Here is a 15,994-nt window from a genome sequence, read left to right as displayed (position 1 = left end):
CCTTTAATCTCCATTATAGTTGTAATTATATTATTTACAATCATCAAAGCATTAAAAAATGTACAGTTTATCAACACATTAAAAAGAACTGTTGAGAACTTAGGATGTTTTAAACAAACCAGAAATATTTTCATCCCAAAAACGTGAAAACAAGATCATTATATCATACTACAAGGAGTTTCTTATCATGAAATATTCAACGAAATTAAGTGATGCTGTTCATGTGATGGTTCTGATTGCTATCAACCAGGAAAAATCCCTCTCCAGTGCCTCAATTGCAGAAAGTGTCCATACAAATCCCGGCTTTGTACGCCAGCTTATGTTAAAACTAAAAAAAGCGGAACTTATGACAAGTGTAGCCGGACATGCCCGTCCTTCTCTTTCAAAACCAGCCGATCAGATTACATTGCTGGATATTTATAAAGCAGTTGAAGGTGATAAACCATTGCTTCATTTAGATACTCATACCAATCCAGATTGTGGCGTTGGCATTAACATTCAGTTATCTTTGCAGGGATTTTATAATGAAATTCAAAAGGCTGCCGAAGAAAAAATGAATACGATTACTTTACAGGATATCATAGATACCTACTATCAGCGGATATCTATAGAAAATAACTTACAGAATATAAGTACTTCTGTGTCTACTGTCTGCGATGAAATATATGCTTTCACCCCAAAGATACCAAATAATAAGCAGACCACATAAATGATCACACCAAGAAACAGACTGTTTCCCGCTACCTTTGCAGCTTTTTTACCGTTTCCCTGTCCAAGCGTCCTTGCTAGAAGCGCATTGGTTCCTACACCGGTTCCGATTCCTACTGCCACCATAAGCATCTGTACCGGAAATACCAGTGTCAGTGCATTTAATGCCTCTTCACTTCCCACTCTCATATTTCCTACAAATGCACTGTCTACAATGTTATAGACTGCCTGCAATGCCATAGATAAGATCATCGGAATTCCCATCCTGATCATCAGCTTATTCACCGGCATCTCCTTCATCTTGTTGCTTTCCGCCATTTTGTTTTAACTCCTTTCTTTTTGGCACAAAAAAAGTGTTCACCTTATCTTATAAGCTGGACTTACGCTGACAGGCTACACACTTTTCACGGCAATATTTATTTTCTGCAAACCAAAAACGAGCAGCCGGTAAACTGGATTTACGCTTACTCGCCACTCGTTTTCTGTAATTATATTGCCTCTTTTTTCAAAAAGTCAAACAAAATTTTCTCCTTACCGACCGGCACTTTTATTCCGTAAAAGTATAGCGTACAAAAGAACCTTTATTATCTCCTGTTACTATTACAACATCTCCACTTTCATTGCACATGGATTCAAGAACCGGAAATCTTCCGTTTTCTTTTACATAAGCTTCCGGACTGACTGCTTCTGCTTCGATCAAAGTTTTTTTACTATGTTTCTCCCCTCCACACGGATTTATTTCTTCAATAAAGATTTCATACTCATGCATATACGGTTCCTCCTGAAAATAGTTTTATAAAAGCGAGCAGTATCATATGGTTTTTTCCCACATCATTACACTACTCGCTATGATTCTATTATAAAACGATTTTATTTTTATTTCAAAAGCGGTTTTTACTAAAAATACATCTGCCGTTTTTAGTCATTATTACTATGCATTGATACCTGGTCAAATTTCTTCCGAAAACAGATGATTTCAGGAATCAACTTGTCGGCACACTCCTTTGTAGTATGTTGTCTATCTTCCATTGAAATCTCTCTTCTTTGGTGATACAATGTGCTACAATGCTTATCAAAAGTTACATCATTTTGGGGGACATTTACACTACAAAGGAGAATTTTATTTATGTTTCAGGTTTTTGTTGATTCAGCGGCAAATCTGCCTGCTGTTACTGCGAAAAAATACGATATCCATGTCGTTTCTTTCGTCAATCTTGTGAATGGAAAAGAGCTGGTCTGCTTCGACCCGGATCTGTCACCGGAAGAGGAGCTTTCCAAAGGAAAAGAATATTACAATGCCATGCGCACCGGCTGTGAAATCAAGACCGGACTGATCAGCACCGCAAATTTTGCGGATGCGTTCCGCACCGCTCTTGAGGCAGATCAGGATGTCATCTATCTTTCCTTAAGCAAAAACATCAGCGGAACTTATAACTCCGCAAGACTTGCTGCCGAGGAGCTTCTTGAGGAATACGGCGGAAAACGTAAAATCCGCCTCGTCGATTCCCTGAATGCCTCTCTTGCACAGGGCATCCTCGCCATCTATGCCAGCGAAATGCGCGATCGGGGCATGAACGTAGACGAAGCGGCAGATCTTCTGGAAACCTACGTTAGCAAAATGAACGGTGTTTTCACCGTCGGCGATCTGAAATATCTTTCCCGTACCGGAAGAATCAAGGGAAGTGTCGCTGTGGTCGGAAATATGCTGAAAATCAAACCGATTCTGCGTGGAAGTGAAGATGGCTATATTGTTTCCTACAAGAATGTCCGCGGACGCAAAGCCGTTTTAAATGAACTGATCCGTCTTTTCTGTGAAACGATCGAAGAACCGGAAAAGCAGATCGTCGGAATCGCACATGCAGATGCCTATGAGGAATCTCTTTATATGATGGAAGAAATCCAGAAAAGAGTGAAGGTGCGTGAGTTTATCAATACTTCCTACGATTACTGCACCGGAAGCCACGTCGGACCGGATACGATCGCTTTGTTCTATCTCGGAAAAGACCGCAGTCTTCTGTAAAAGGAGCAACCAGACTAACCACTGCTGTTCCACTGTATTTTTCCGAAATTGCTGCAAACAGCGGAAATACTGTTTCTTTTTTCCATGCATAATTCCACCTGTTTTTCCACATACTACCCATACAGCACAAATTATGGAAAGTACATTGCGGAAACAGGAGGAATTTTTCATATGAAAGCGACGGGAATTGTTCGAAGGATTGATGATCTGGGGCGTGTGGTAGTTCCCAAGGAAATCCGGCGCACGATGCGGATCCGGGAGGGACAGGCCATGGAAATTTATACCGGACGGGAGGGTGAGATTATCCTGAAGAAATACTCACCGATCGAAGAGCTGGCGGAATGCGCAGCAGGGTTTACAAAATCAATTTCAACGGTGACCGGATGTCTCGTCTGTGTTTCGGATCAGGAACAGATTGTGGCGGCAAACGGGCCGGAACAGAAAAATTATCTTGGCAAGTCCATCAGCAGCCGGCTGGAGGAGGCGATTCTGAACCGGAAAACAGTACTTGCGCGTCCCGGTGAAAAGGCTTATTTTTCAATTTTGGAAAACACAGACAATACTACTCCTCTGCCGGAGCTCATTTTTCCGATTCTCTCCTCCGGTGATGCCATCGGTTCGGTCATTCTCTGTGGCAAAGACAGGGATTCCCTGCCGGGCGACACGGAAAAAAAACTCCTCCAGGTAGCGGCAACGTATCTCGGACGGGAAATGGAAAACTAAAAAGGTGACTTAGTAAAGGCAATTTAGCAAAGGCTTTCGCAGAATCCGCACCGGTTATGCAAAGGCCTTTTTCTGTTGCAATACCGTTCGAGATATTCCAAATTTACCTTGCTATTTGTACCTGCATTGTCTACAATAAAAATGACGTGCACGAAAACCTTCAGCCGATACGCCCGAAGCTTTTCTGTGCCTGCTTTTATAAGCCGGGAAAAATTCCCGGAGTATCCTACATTACACAAGGAGGAATTTCCATTCATGAAATACATTGCAAAGAAATTCGGCTCTCTCCTTCTTACGCTGCTTCTTGTATCCTTTTTATCGTTCTTTGCCTTTTCCGTCATACCCGGAGATGCGGCAAAATCGCAGCTTGGAACGGAGGCGACGCCGGAGCGGATTGAGGCTCTGCAGAAGGAAATGGGGCTGGATCGGCCGGTTCTGGAACGGTACGCTTCGTGGGTAACCGGCTTTTTTCATGGAGATCTCGGCACCTCGTATTCATACTCGATGCCGGTCGGAGAACTGATCCGCGATAAAGTTCCGATTACCATCGCTATCACCGTTATCGCATTCCTGATGATCCTTGTTGTCTCGATTCCCATCGGCATTTTCACAGCACAGCACGCCGGAGGCCATCTGGACCGGCTGATCATGACGATCAATCAGGTGATCATGTCTGTGCCGGGATTTTTCATCGGTATTCTGATCACGTATCTTTTCGGTCTGATTCTCAAATGGTTTCAGCCGGGCGCCTATGTGCCGATTTCTGAAAATTTTTCCGGTTTTATCGGTTATCTTGTTGCACCGTCTGCCGCTATTGCACTTCCGCGCTGTTCCATGGCTGTCAAAATGCTGCGCAGCTCTGTGCTCTCGCAGCTCGATGCCGACTATGTGCGCACCGCCTATTCCCGCGGAAACAGTACACGCCGTGTTATGTATCACCATGTGCTGAAAAACGCCCTGATTCCGGTACTGACCTTCTGGGGCATGACAATCGCAGATATTGTAGCAAACAGCATTATTCTGGAACAGGTTTTTTCGATTCCGGGCATGGGCAATCTTCTGATCACTTCGATCTCCAACCGCGATTACCCCGTGGTTCAGGGCATCCTTGTACTGATCGCCGCCCTCATTATTATCATCAATTTCGTGGTAGATCTGCTGTATGGCAGAATTGATCCGCGTATCCGCGTAAAAGACTGACGGGAGCTTTCGATCATCAGCTCCCGCGACCGAAAGGTCGCAGGGAGCCGCCCACGACAAAGGAAAGGGTTTTCATTATGAAAAAGAAACGCAATCTCACGCTGATCATCGGAGCTGTTCTCACCGCTTTTATGCTTCTGTTTCTTCTGATCGGCTTTTTCTACACACCGTACGACCCGGATGCAATGAACGGCGCAGCCAAGTTTGCTGCTCCCTCTCTGTCGCACCCGTTCGGCTGCGATCACTTTGGACGCGATATTTTCAGCCGCGTCTTAAAAGGAACCGGTACAACCTTCTTCGTCGCTTTCGCTACTCTGCTGCTCGGCGGAACCATTGGTGTCCTCGTCGGTGCGTTCACCGGGTATTTTGGCGGATGGATTGACGAAATCCTGATGCGCATAAACGATGTCATTGTTTCCTTTCCGGGAATCCTGCTGGCGCTGGTATTTATCGCGCTGCTTGGCCCCGGCAAATACAACGTGATCCTTGCACTCGGTATCGTATTCATTCCGAGCTTTGCACGTATCACCAGAAGCGAATTTCTCGCACGCAAAGATATGGACTATGTCAAAAGTGCCCGTCTGATGGGTGTTTCCCATCTTCGGATCATATTTGTACATATCCTGCCAAATACGGTCCCGTCCCTTCTTTCGATGGCAGCAATCGGTTTCAACAACGCCGTTCTCTCCGAGGCCGGCATGAGCTTTCTCGGCATCGGTGTCCAGCCGCCCGATGCCTCGCTTGGACGGATGCTCTCAGAATCCCAGACGTATCTGATGACTGCTCCCTGGGGCTCTGTTTTCCCCGGTCTTGCTGTCATTTTACTGGCGCTTGGCGTATCGCTCCTCGGCGACGGATTACAGAAGAAAGGCGGTAACTGATATGGCACTTCTCGATGTACGTGACTTAAAAATTGCATTTTACGATACCACGCCACCGACCGAAGTGGTAAAAGGCATCTCCTTTTCCTTAGAAGAAGGTGAGACGCTTGGCATTGTCGGGGAATCCGGTTCCGGCAAAACCCAGACGGCGCTCTCCATTCTGCACCTTTTAAAGGAAAATTCCGCCGTATCCGGCGGAGAAATTCTCTACGAAGGTTCTTCCGTTGCGCACGCTTCCAGCCAGGATCTGCAGCGCATCCGCGGAAAAGAAATCAGTATGATTTTTCAGGAGCCGATGACCTCTTTAAATCCGGTTCTGACCATCGAAGAACAGATTGCAGAGGGACTGCTGATTCATGAGAGCTGCACACCGGCAGAACGTCATGAAAAGGTTCTTGCCATAATGCATGAGGTCGAGCTTCCCGACCCGGAAAAGCTTTGCAACAAATACCCTCACCAGCTCTCCGGCGGTCAGCGCCAGAGGGTGATGATCGCTGCGGCGCTTATTACAGAACCGAAGCTTCTGATTGCAGACGAGCCGACAACAGCTCTTGATGTGACGATTCAGTCGCAGATCTTAAAGCTGCTGAAAAAAATCAATGAACGCCATCACACGGCGATTCTTTTTATCTCACACGACCTCGGCGTCATCCGTTCGCTCTGTGACCGGGTCATCGTCATGAATCATGGGACGATTGTGGAATCCGGCAGTGTAGACGATGTCTTTTTCCACCCGAAGGAAGACTACACCCGCCGCCTGCTCGATGCAATTCCGAACCGACGAACATCGCTGCGAAAGCGAATCAAAATCGCTCCAACAGCTCAATGGCCGACAGGCTCTGACAAAAAAGCTGCTCCGCCGGCGGAAAAGGAGGAATAACCCATGGAAGAAATCAGTCCGAACAACATTCTGAAAGTCAGCCATATTTCTGCCTCCTATCAGGAGGGAAAGCAGAGAAAAACGGTGCTTCATGATATCTCTTTCGAGCTTCATGAAAATGAAATTCTCGGTCTCGTCGGAGAGAGCGGATGCGGAAAATCGACACTCTCCAAAGTGATCTTAGGATTTATCCGCCCAGATGAAGGCGAAATAATTTCGCAGGTCGACCATCCGCAGATGATTTTCCAGGATCCGTTTTCTTCCCTGAATCCTGCGAAGAAAATCTCCTGGATTTTAGAGGAGCCGCTTCGGATGCAGAAGGTTCCAAAAGAAGAACGAAAAAAACGGGTTCTTGCGATGGCCGAAAGAGTCGGCCTCTCCGCAGAGCACCTGAAACGCCGCCCGCATGAGCTCTCCGGCGGCCAGCGCCAGAGAGTCAGCATCGCGGCCGCACTGATCCAGGGCTCACGCCTGATCCTTGCCGACGAACCGGTTTCCGCTCTCGATGTGACGATTCAAAAGCAGATCATGGAGCTGATGGTTCAGCTTCAGGAGGAGCTTCAGCTCTCGATTCTCTTTATCTCGCATGACCTCAACGTGATCTATCAGATGTGCGACCGGGTTCTCGTGATGAAAGAAGGCCGGATTGTGGAGAACGCGGAGACGGAAGAACTGTTTGCGCATCCGCAGAATGATTATACAAAGGAGCTTCTGGCGGCATCACCGGAGCTGTAGTTTTATTTCCAGCATTCTCTAAACACCCGAAGTACATTCTTGGAAAAGACCTTCTCGATCTCCTCATCGGTGAAACCGTCGTGGCTCATCACATCTGCGAGATGCTGCATATGCGCGGTGTCCGGCACATCCGTTTCACCGCTGAAACCGTCAAAATCGGTTCCAAGGCCGATGATATCGATACCGCCGACGTTGCGCAGATATTTCATATGGCGTACCATATCCATCGTCGATGCCTTTTTCGTTGCCGGCTCCTCCTCGCGCAGAAACGACGGACAGAAATTGATACCGGTGACGCCGCCACGCTCTGCGAGCTGACGAATCATTTCATCCGAAAGGTTTCTCAGATGGAAGCACGCGCCGCGCGCATTGGAATGGGACGCAATGACCGGACCTCTCGTATGCGCAAAAACGTCGCGGATTCCGGCATCATTTAAGTGTGATAAATCGATCACTATGCCGAGCCGCTCCATCTCCTCGACAAAGGCAATACCGGTCGGTGTCAGCCCGTTTTCAAGATCCGGAAGATATGGCTTTCCCTCTTCCTGCGCCGGGTTCGGGAATCCAAGCTCATTCGGAAAGTTCCAGGTCAGCGTGGAAATCCGCACACCGAGATCGTACAGTGTGTGCAGTTTTTCGATACTGCCTTCGTAAACACCACCCTCTTCGACGGTCATCACCGCACCTATTTTTCCTTCCTTCTGTACCTGCATCAGATCCGCATACGTTTTGATCTGACAAATGCGGTCCGGATACCGTTCCACCTCTGATTTCCAGAGATCAGCCAGCTTTCTCACATGCTCAAACGGTGTTTCGTCTTTCAGTCCCTTCAGGAACGTAAACAGAGAAAAGCACTGGCAGAGGCTGCCGCCCTTTTCCAGCTTATCCAGATTGATCTGAAGATCCGCATCCGCAAGATGCTCCTGTTTTTCCTTCCACTGCAGCGCCGGGATGGTGTCGCAGTGCATATCAATTACCTGAAACATGGCAATAATCCTCTTTTCTGTTTTTTCTCTATTCTATCATATTTCGCTGCATTCCTTCACAAAAACTGGAAGAAAACGGAAAAAACCGCCTGGCTCATGGTAAACCCATAAGGCTAGAGAAAATATATCTTTCCGGAATCGCAAAAAATTTGGGGGTTCCGCGTTTTTTCTCGAAAAAAACTTGCAAATCTCGTCTGAGATGATATACTTTTTGCATTGTGTTACTTTATGAAAGCACTGATCTTCCAAAAAAGTGCTTCTGCTTATGAAAAAGAAAGAGGTATCTATGCTCCAACTGATTGAAACCATCAACAATGCCGTGAACAATTTTATCTGGGGTGTTCCGGCTATGATCTGTATTTTCGGTGTCGGTCTTTACCTGAGTCTGCGCACCCGTTTTCTCCAGATTCGAAAATTCCCGTATGCGATCCGCACAACGCTCGGAAGAATGTTCCGCAAACGAGATGCTTCCGATGGCGCAATTACACCGTTCCAGGCGGTCTGTACAGCACTTGCCGCCACGGTCGGTACCGGTAATATTGCCGGTGTTGCCGGCGCTATCGCTATCGGCGGACCCGGCGCCGTGTTCTGGATGTGGGTTTCCGCCCTGCTCGGCATGTGTACGAAATTTGCCGAGGTAACACTGGCTGTTTTCTATCACGAGAAAAATGCCAACGGGGAACTCGTCGGCGGACCGATGTATTACATCAAAAACGGTCTCAGCAAAAAATGGCATTTTCTGGCCTATCTTTTCGCTGCTTTCGGTGTACTGACTGTGTTCGGAACCGGAAATGCAACGCAGGTCAACACCATCACAACCGCAGTCAACTCCGCACTGATGAATTACCATGTGATCTCAAAGGACGCGGTCCCGACCTCCAACCTGATTCAGGGTATCATCATTGCGGCACTCGTAGCGCTGATCCTGCTCGGCGGTGTCAAACGGATCGCACAGGTAACAGAAAAGCTCGTTCCGTTTATGGCTCTGTTTTATATTGTCCTTGCCATCGGTGTAATTTTGCTGAACCTCAACCGGATTCCGTCTGTTTTCGTTTCGATCCTTGAGGGCGCCTTCCGTCCCTCCGCCGTTACAGGCGGTATCGTCGGAAGCATGCTTATGAGTGTAAAAAAAGGTGTGTCCCGCGGTATTTTCTCAAACGAGGCAGGTCTTGGTACCGGTTCGATCGCGCACGCCTGTGCCGACACAAAAAAGCCTGTCAAACAGGGTATGTTCGGTATCTTTGAGGTATTTACTGATACGATCGTGATTTGTACCTTAACTGCACTTGTTATTCTCTGCAGCGGTACTTCCATCACCTACGGACAGGCTGCCGGCGCAGAGCTGACCATCAGCGGTTTTACCCTTACATACGGAAACTGGGTTTCGCTGCTCACCGCGTTCGCGATGTGCTGCTTCGCCTTTTCCACGATTCTCGGATGGGGACTTTACGGTGCACGCTGCATCGAGTTTTTATTCTCCGAAAGAATCACAAAATATTTTATGGCCGCCTATGCGCTGGTTGCCATCCTTGGCGCCACCGCAAACCTCGGCCTGATGTGGAGCATTGCCGAGACCTTCAACGGTCTCATGGCGATCCCAAACCTGATTGCGCTCTTCCTGCTTTCGGGCAAGGTTGTGGAGCTTACAAAGGAATACTTTTCCGGAGAAGGCAAAACCCGGTAAAATTCCTTTTCTCGCGGCGCATTCCCTTCTTCTGTAAGAAAATCATGTAAATTCGCCTTTTCCCTTGACAATCAGGTTGCTACCCCTTACACTGTTAAAAGTTTATAACATGTTTACCAAAGAGGGAAAACCGGGAGGAACTTTTGAATGGAAAAATGGAATGAAGTAAAACTGGTGCCGGAGTTTTCGGAACAGGGCGTGGACTGCTACCGCCTCGCAGGCGGCGATTATGAGAACGAATACTATGTCGTTTCCGAAGCAGAGACAAGAAAGCTTCTGAACACACCGGAGGTTGTCGGATATGAGGTTTATCACTGCCTGATTCCGTCTACTTCACAGATGCTTTATTATTTTAAAGAGCAGGGAAAGGTAACCGCAGCCAACATCCTTTCCATCCTGCGCGGCGCTTTGAATTATCCGCTGGAGGAAAGCTGCTACCGTGAGCACATTCGTGTACATGACATCAGTTTTCTGTCAAGTGAGCGCGTCTTTAAAGAGGAAGAAATCGCAGGGCTGGAAATCAAATACAGCAAGCTGACGATGGTTCCGGGAAGCACACTTCTGATCGGCGATATTATCGCAACGGGTGAGACGCTGATCCACTGCCTGCGCTACGTAACCGATTTCTATCGTGAGCATGGTGCTTCCCTTCGCAACATTATCATCTTTACGATCGGCGGCACAACCGGAATCAAAATCCTGGAACGTCTCACAAAAGAAATCCGCGAGTTCTGGCCGGAATTTGAAGGCTTTATCACCGTATATTACGAAGGAATCTTCAGCACCTATCAGGACAAGGGCGTATCCGGAATCAATCTGCCGGATGTCGATTTCTACTGGAAAGACGGTATCATTGCACCGGAGTTCCGAAGAGAAACGCTTTCCATGCGCGATCCGCTGTTTGAAAAATGCATCATCTACGATGGCGGTGCAAGACGCTATGAAATCCACGAGCATGTCGAGGAGGTTCTCGATTTCTGGAATAAAATGCTGGAGAAGGCCGACCGGATCGACTTCACCAGACTGCTCGAGGAGAAGCTCGGCTGCCCGCTTGGCGCATCCTACGAAGAGTGGATTCACATCAATCACTACGAAGAAATCGATGAACGTGTGGCCAAATGGCTGTACCGCCAGGAAAAAGGCTATATTGCAAGCCTTGGCGATGCTACCCTGAAAGAAATTGCGGCTGAACGAATTGAAGAGTTTACCGCAGCACTTCGCAAATACATGCTGTAACAAAAAACCATTTCTTACGGTTCGCTGAATTTCGGCGAACCGTAATCACAGTTTTCAGGAGATATTATGGAAAAAGAAAAGAAAGTAAAAGATGTTGACTTCGCGGACAGCGCGGTTCCGTCTTCTGCCCGGAAAAATGTAGTAACCATGTTTATGATCATGCTTGGCTTCACCTTCTTCTCGGCAAGCATGTGGGTCGGCCAGCAGCTCGCTGACGGCCTCGATTTCTGGGGCTTTTTGGGATCACTGATCCTTGGTGGAATCATTCTTGGTATTTATACCGGTCTGCTCGGCTACGTCGGTGCAAAAACCGGTCTGTCACTTGATCTTTTGTCCCAGAGAGCCTTTGGCGAAAAAGGTTCCTATCTGCCGTCAGCCATGACCAGCTTTACGCAGATCGGATGGTTTGGTGTCGGTCTTGCCATGTTTGCAATTCCGGTTTCCAAGGAGCTGCTCGGCGGAAGCACTGCGGCACAGTGGGGACTTGTTATTCTTGCCGGCGTCTGCATGACCGCCTCTGCCTATTTTGGTATTGAATCTCTGACCATCGTCAGCTATATCGCTGTACCAAGTGTTGCCATTCTCGGAACGATCGCCATGGTCATGGCCGTAATGAGAGGCGACGGAACGATCATCGATCAGTTTGCCAAATCCAGCGGATCTCTGACTATCATCGGCGGTGCCGGTCTTGTCATCGGCTCCTTCGTTTCCGGCGGAACCGCAACCCCGAACTTCGCACGTTTTGCAAAGGACGGAAAAGCGGGTGCCATCACCACGGTTGTGGCCTTCTTCATCGGAAACTCCCTGATGTTCTTCTTCGGTGCCGTTTCTTCCATCTTTGTCGGCGGAAACGATATTTTTGAGGTTATGGTCCGCCTGAACCTGTTCTACCTGGCTGTTCTCGTTCTCGGTCTTAATATCTGGACTACAAATGACAACGCTCTGTACACCGCAGGCCTTGGTCTTGCCAACATCTTCCATCAGAGGAAAAAACCGATGGTTCTCCTTTCCGGTATCATCGGAACGGTTGCCTCCGTATGGCTGTACTACAACTTCTGCGGCTGGCTCAACATTCTGAACTGTACTCTGCCGCCGGTCGGCATGATTCTGGTGCTCGCCTACTTCATGAACAAAGAGGACTTTGAAGCCGATCAGCCGAAGCTTAAAACCGTAGACTGGTTTGCGGTTGCCGGTGTCATTCTCGGTGCCATTGTTGCGAACCTCTTACACTGGGGCATCGCTTCCATCAACGGCATGGTTGTTGCCGCTGTATGCTACTGTGTCGGACAGGCCGTAAACAAAAGAAAATAGGCAAAATCGTCCTGAATATGTTCCTGTATCTTATCTCCGGAACATGTTCAGGGCTTTTTATTTTTTCGGATTCGCGTTATAATATATGCATAACTCTGCATAGTTACAATTTTCGAAACGAAAGGAAACTGCCCGGATGATCCATTCCACCGTATCTGCTCCCAAAGGAGAAAAAACAAAATACCGTCTTGCCGAATCCATGAAGGAGTGCATGAAAACAACGCCCATCGAAGAGATCACCGTACGCCAGATCTGTGAAATCTGCGGTGTTACCCGCCAGACCTTCTATCGTAATTTTCTCGACAAATACGATCTGATTAACTGGTACTTTGATAAATTACTGACAAAATCCTTCGAACATATGGGGCGCGGAACGACCGTTTTTGACAGTCTGGAAAAGAAATTTACCTATATTCAGAAAGAAAAAGCTTTTTTCGCCGCTGCCTTCCGCTACGACAAACAGAATTCTCTGCGTGAACACGATTTCGATCTGATTCTCGCGTTCTACGAAAATCTGATTCACGAAAAAAGCGGCAGTCCGGTTTCACCGGAAATACATTTTCTTCTCGAAATGTACTGTCAGGGTTCCATCACCATGACCGTAAAATGGGTGCTTACCGGCATGGATCTGACACCTTCCGAGTTTGCCGCTCTTCTCGTCCGGGCAATGCCGGAGGACTTAAAAAAACTGTTCCGGAATCTGCAGCTGCTCTCTTAGAATTTCCCGCAAACAGCTCTTGTTATTTTTCACAAATTTTGTTCTGTTGTTTTTGTCACAATGGCGATTTTTTTTAAAGTGTTACACTTCGCTTCTTCTGTCACTTTCTTTTTCCCTTCCGGATTTGTTAATATAATAACAAGTTCAGTAAAACCATTTATTCATTTTAGAAGGGAGTTTTTCAAACATGGCAAATCGTATTAATTTAAATGCAACCTCTTATCACGGAGCAGGCGCTATTGCCGAGATCGCAAATGAAGCAAAGGCACACGGCTTCAAAAAAGCATTCGTATGCTCTGACCCGGATCTGATTAAATTCAACGTTACTTCCAAAGTAACCGATATTCTGACCGCAAACGGACTCGACTATGAGCTTTACAGCGATATCAAGCCAAACCCGACCATCGAAAACGTAAAACACGGCGTAGAAGCTTTCAAGGCATCCGGCGCTGACTATCTGATCGCCATCGGCGGCGGTTCTTCTATGGATACCTCTAAAGCCATCGGTATCATCATCGCAAACCCGGAGTTTGAGGATGTCAGAAGCCTTGAGGGCACCGCACCGACCAAAAATCCGTGTGTACCGATCATCGCCGTTCCGACTACAGCCGGTACTGCTGCAGAGGTTACCATCAACTACGTTATCACCGACGTAGAGAGAAAACGTAAATTCGTATGCGTTGACCCGCACGATATGCCGATCATCGCAGTTGTTGACCCGGATATGATGTCCTCCATGCCGAAAGGCCTGACCGCTTCCACCGGTATGGACGCTCTGACTCACGCAATCGAAGGCTACACCACAAAAGCTGCATGGGAAATGACTGACATGTTCCATCTCAAAGCCATCGAACTCATCTCCAAATCTCTGCGCGGTGCTGTCGCAAACACCAAAGAGGGACGCGAAGGAATGGCTCTTGGCCAGTACATCGCAGGTATGGGCTTCTCCAACGTAGGTCTTGGAATCGCTCACTCCATGGCACACACCCTTGGTGCTGTTTATGATACCCCACACGGTGTTGCATGTGCCATGATGCTTCCGATCGTTATGGAATACAACCAGGAGTGCACCGGTGAGAAATACCGTGAAATCGCACGTGCCATGGGCGTTGCAGGTGTAGACGAAATGTCTCAGGAAGAGTACAGAAAAGCAGCGATTGATGCTGTTAAGAAGCTGTCCACAGACGTTGGAATCCCATCTGTTCTCGAGGCAGTCAAAGAAGAAGATCTGCAGTTCCTTGCAGATTCCGCACACGCAGATGCCTGCGCACCGGGCAACCCGAAGGATGCAAGCGTAGAAGATCTGAAGGATCTGTTCCGCAAAATCATGGCGTAACGAACACAATTCGTTTCCCACATGCGAAGCGGATATTCGCAATCCGCTTCGCTACTTGCTCATAACCAAATAACTGCTCCGCAGTTTATCAGAAGGAGCTTGCACTCCTCCTGATACAAGCAAGTCCCCACCCACTGCTTATTGCTTTTCGCAATGGAAGCAGGGGACTTACTTGATTCGGTTAAATCACCCCGGAAAACAGAAATTTTTATCCTGTTTTCCGGGGTGATTTCTCTTTTTATTCTACTGTATTTCCGTCTGCATCCACAGTCACAGTATTGACCGTTGCATTGTCGAGAACTATATTGATCATGCGCTCCATCATGATATTGCGCACTACCGTATCTTCCCCGTAATAGTCATTGGCTGCCTTCAGGAAATCTTCCTGCGACATATTGGCATTGGCTGCCTCGTCGTTTAAGATCTGCTGGTAATCCTGGTCATCTGTAGTCCAGCCTTCTGCCTCTTTTACGGCATCCAGAAGAAGGGCACTTTTTGCCATCGTTCCTGCATACGTTGCTTTCTCCTGATTGTAGGTTGCTCTGTCCGCATACTGCTCCAGATAGTCGTCCAGGGAAATGCCGTAATTCTGAAGATAAGTGGTATACCGTTTATCGTAATCTTCTTCGCCAAGGGTGATATAGGATTTCGGAATTTTGTGAAACGTACAGCCGTCTGCCATCTGCTGCATCGCGTCATTCTGCAGATTATTTTCCGCTGTCGTCTCATTTGCAGCCTCCAGCTCTGCGCGTTTTCCGGCACGGTATTCCTCCACAGTGCTGTAATCTGTATTCTCTGCTACCCATGCATCGTCGAGTTCCCATCCGTCAATGTTTTCTGCCGGGCGGGTAAACGCATTTACCGTAACGGTAAACACAACATCTTTTCCTGCCAGATCGGTACTCTGATAGCTGTCAGGGAATTTCAGGTTCAGATCCTTTGTCTCCCCTGTTTTCATTCCAATGACACCATCCTCAAATCCATCGATGAAGGTACCGGATCCGATCACCAGATTGTAGGAATCGCTACTTCCGCCGTCAAACTCCTTGCCATCAACTTTGCCAACATAGGCAATATCGGCGGTGTCGCCTTTTTGTACGGTGGCATCCGGATCGTCCATGGTGACAGCTGTCTCTGCCATAATGGCCGTCTGTACGTCATCATCCGTTACCTGCTCTACTTTCTTTTCCAGTGTGAGCTTTTTGTAATCTCCAAGTGTTACACACTCTGCCGGATCAACTTCCTCATCGACAACCGTAATCCCGTCTACATCACTCGGGGAAGCGTATTCCTCAGAAGCTGTGCTGTCGGACGATGTGCTGCCTGCGCTCGACGCATCGGATGCTGAGGAAGCGCTTGTGCTGCTTGCGCTTGATACGGAACTGCTGCTTGTTGTATTGTTTTTTCCACATCCGCTCACACTGGCTGCTCCCAGTGTCATGAGCAGAAGCATGACTGCTGCTTTTCTTTTCATTCTTGAATTTTCCTCCATACTACGCCGTTCCCGGCGCGTTGTAAATCTCATTTTACCATACTTGTCTGGTAAAAAAAAGGCTGGGGCTCCGATTTTAGAAAT

At 47.7% G+C, this 15,994-nt stretch carries 15 protein-coding genes and 1 pseudogene; 12 read left to right on the top strand and 4 right to left on the bottom strand.

Annotation, left to right across the window (positions count from 1 at the left end):
- The first annotated feature begins 187 nt into the window (after positions 1 to 187).
- Complete coding sequence (locus DW642_RS09635) at positions 188 to 709, top strand: Rrf2 family transcriptional regulator (protein WP_330410129.1); 522 nt, start codon at positions 188 to 190, stop codon at positions 707 to 709.
- Here the strand turns inward: DW642_RS09635 and DW642_RS09630 are convergent.
- Both DW642_RS09630 and DW642_RS09625 read right to left on the bottom strand, forming a co-directional pair.
- A pseudogene (locus tag DW642_RS09630) lies at positions 631 to 1,026 on the bottom strand (MATE family efflux transporter); the annotation flags it as partial. The gene DW642_RS09635 and the pseudogene DW642_RS09630 sit on opposite strands and share 79 nt — an antisense overlap.
- 229 nt (positions 1,027 to 1,255) lie before the next feature.
- Positions 1,256 to 1,477 carry a hypothetical protein gene (locus tag DW642_RS09625; protein WP_055221757.1) on the bottom strand — a complete coding sequence of 74 codons (222 nt, stop codon included), beginning with the start codon at positions 1,475 to 1,477 and terminating at the stop codon, positions 1,256 to 1,258.
- A 357-nt stretch (positions 1,478 to 1,834) separates the two neighbouring features.
- Here DW642_RS09625 and DW642_RS09620 point away from each other — a divergent pair, with 357 nt between their 5' ends.
- The 6 genes from DW642_RS09620 to DW642_RS09590 all read left to right on the top strand — a co-directional run bounded on the left by DW642_RS09620 (position 1,835) and on the right by DW642_RS09590 (position 7,147).
- Positions 1,835 to 2,728, top strand: coding sequence for a DegV family protein (locus tag DW642_RS09620; RefSeq protein ID WP_055267132.1), 894 nt, complete (start codon positions 1,835 to 1,837; stop codon positions 2,726 to 2,728).
- Positions 2,729 to 2,899: 171 nt separating this feature from the next.
- Positions 2,900 to 3,451 carry a stage V sporulation T C-terminal domain-containing protein gene (locus DW642_RS09615; RefSeq protein ID WP_117510046.1) on the top strand — a complete coding sequence of 184 codons (552 nt, stop codon included), beginning with the start codon at positions 2,900 to 2,902 and terminating at the stop codon, positions 3,449 to 3,451.
- A gap of 255 nt (positions 3,452 to 3,706) precedes the next feature.
- The gene (locus DW642_RS09605) at positions 3,707 to 4,651 is read left to right on the top strand and encodes an ABC transporter permease (protein WP_022462693.1); all 945 of its coding nucleotides are present in this window, start codon (positions 3,707 to 3,709) and stop codon (positions 4,649 to 4,651) included.
- A 77-nt stretch (positions 4,652 to 4,728) separates the two neighbouring features.
- Positions 4,729 to 5,532, top strand: coding sequence for an ABC transporter permease (locus DW642_RS09600; RefSeq protein WP_022462692.1), 804 nt, complete (start codon positions 4,729 to 4,731; stop codon positions 5,530 to 5,532).
- 1 nt (position 5,533) lies between these two features.
- Entirely contained in the window at positions 5,534 to 6,412 is an 879-nt protein-coding gene (locus tag DW642_RS09595; protein ID WP_117510044.1) for an ATP-binding cassette domain-containing protein, read from the top strand.
- 3 nt (positions 6,413 to 6,415) lie between these two features.
- Positions 6,416 to 7,147: an ABC transporter ATP-binding protein gene (locus tag DW642_RS09590; RefSeq protein ID WP_117510043.1), complete on the top strand. Its 732-nt coding sequence runs from the start codon at positions 6,416 to 6,418 to the stop codon at positions 7,145 to 7,147.
- Between the two features lie 2 nt (positions 7,148 to 7,149).
- On the opposite strand, the gene DW642_RS09585 is transcribed toward DW642_RS09590, so the two are convergent.
- Positions 7,150 to 8,133, bottom strand: a complete 984-nt coding sequence (locus tag DW642_RS09585) for a dipeptidase (protein ID WP_117510042.1) — start codon at positions 8,131 to 8,133, stop codon at positions 7,150 to 7,152.
- A gap of 286 nt (positions 8,134 to 8,419) precedes the next feature.
- Here DW642_RS09585 and DW642_RS09580 point away from each other — a divergent pair, with 286 nt between their 5' ends.
- From DW642_RS09580 to fucO, 5 genes are all read left to right on the top strand, one after another.
- Entirely contained in the window at positions 8,420 to 9,817 is a 1,398-nt protein-coding gene (locus DW642_RS09580; protein WP_117510041.1) for an alanine/glycine:cation symporter family protein, read from the top strand.
- A 147-nt stretch (positions 9,818 to 9,964) separates the two neighbouring features.
- Complete coding sequence (locus DW642_RS09575) at positions 9,965 to 11,053, top strand: hypothetical protein (RefSeq protein ID WP_117510040.1); 1,089 nt, start codon at positions 9,965 to 9,967, stop codon at positions 11,051 to 11,053.
- Positions 11,054 to 11,119: 66 nt separating this feature from the next.
- Entirely contained in the window at positions 11,120 to 12,364 is a 1,245-nt protein-coding gene (gene codB / locus DW642_RS09570; RefSeq protein WP_117510039.1) for a cytosine permease, read from the top strand.
- A gap of 136 nt (positions 12,365 to 12,500) precedes the next feature.
- A complete protein-coding gene (locus tag DW642_RS09565; protein ID WP_117510038.1) occupies positions 12,501 to 13,082 on the top strand; it encodes a TetR/AcrR family transcriptional regulator C-terminal domain-containing protein in 582 nt (193 codons plus the stop codon).
- Between the two features lie 187 nt (positions 13,083 to 13,269).
- Positions 13,270 to 14,418, top strand: a complete 1,149-nt coding sequence (fucO, locus tag DW642_RS09560) for a lactaldehyde reductase (RefSeq protein WP_117510037.1) — start codon at positions 13,270 to 13,272, stop codon at positions 14,416 to 14,418.
- A 238-nt stretch (positions 14,419 to 14,656) separates the two neighbouring features.
- Here the strand turns inward: fucO and tig are convergent, their stop codons facing one another.
- Positions 14,657 to 15,892 carry a trigger factor gene (gene tig / locus DW642_RS09555; protein WP_158555010.1) on the bottom strand — a complete coding sequence of 412 codons (1,236 nt, stop codon included), beginning with the start codon at positions 15,890 to 15,892 and terminating at the stop codon, positions 14,657 to 14,659.
- Between the last annotated feature and the right edge of the window lie 102 nt (positions 15,893 to 15,994).

It is taken from the genome of Blautia sp. AM23-13AC (genome assembly GCF_003435675.1).
GTDB classification, from domain to species: domain Bacteria; phylum Bacillota; class Clostridia; order Lachnospirales; family Lachnospiraceae; genus Fusicatenibacter; species Fusicatenibacter saccharivorans.
The sequence above is the reverse complement of the archived record's forward strand: the minus strand, read 5'-3'. Positions and strand labels throughout refer to the sequence as shown.

Coding starts and splice junctions, on each gene's coding strand:
- DW642_RS09580 (WP_117510041.1), top strand. CDS start 8,420: ATGCTCCAACTGATTGAAACCATCAACAATGCCGTGAACAATTTTATC.
- DW642_RS09585 (WP_117510042.1), bottom strand. CDS start 8,133: ATGTTTCAGGTAATTGATATGCACTGCGACACCATCCCGGCGCTGCAG.
- DW642_RS09575 (WP_117510040.1), top strand. CDS start 9,965: ATGGAAAAATGGAATGAAGTAAAACTGGTGCCGGAGTTTTCGGAACAG.
- DW642_RS09600 (WP_022462692.1), top strand. CDS start 4,729: ATGAAAAAGAAACGCAATCTCACGCTGATCATCGGAGCTGTTCTCACC.
- tig (WP_158555010.1), bottom strand. CDS start 15,892: ATGAAAAGAAAAGCAGCAGTCATGCTTCTGCTCATGACACTGGGAGCA.
- DW642_RS09620 (WP_055267132.1), top strand. CDS start 1,835: ATGTTTCAGGTTTTTGTTGATTCAGCGGCAAATCTGCCTGCTGTTACT.
- DW642_RS09565 (WP_117510038.1), top strand. CDS start 12,501: ATGATCCATTCCACCGTATCTGCTCCCAAAGGAGAAAAAACAAAATAC.
- fucO (WP_117510037.1), top strand. CDS start 13,270: ATGGCAAATCGTATTAATTTAAATGCAACCTCTTATCACGGAGCAGGC.
- DW642_RS09605 (WP_022462693.1), top strand. CDS start 3,707: ATGAAATACATTGCAAAGAAATTCGGCTCTCTCCTTCTTACGCTGCTT.
- DW642_RS09635 (WP_330410129.1), top strand. CDS start 188: ATGAAATATTCAACGAAATTAAGTGATGCTGTTCATGTGATGGTTCTG.
- DW642_RS09590 (WP_117510043.1), top strand. CDS start 6,416: ATGGAAGAAATCAGTCCGAACAACATTCTGAAAGTCAGCCATATTTCT.
- DW642_RS09615 (WP_117510046.1), top strand. CDS start 2,900: ATGAAAGCGACGGGAATTGTTCGAAGGATTGATGATCTGGGGCGTGTG.
- codB (WP_117510039.1), top strand. CDS start 11,120: ATGGAAAAAGAAAAGAAAGTAAAAGATGTTGACTTCGCGGACAGCGCG.
- DW642_RS09595 (WP_117510044.1), top strand. CDS start 5,534: ATGGCACTTCTCGATGTACGTGACTTAAAAATTGCATTTTACGATACC.
- DW642_RS09625 (WP_055221757.1), bottom strand. CDS start 1,477: ATGCATGAGTATGAAATCTTTATTGAAGAAATAAATCCGTGTGGAGGG.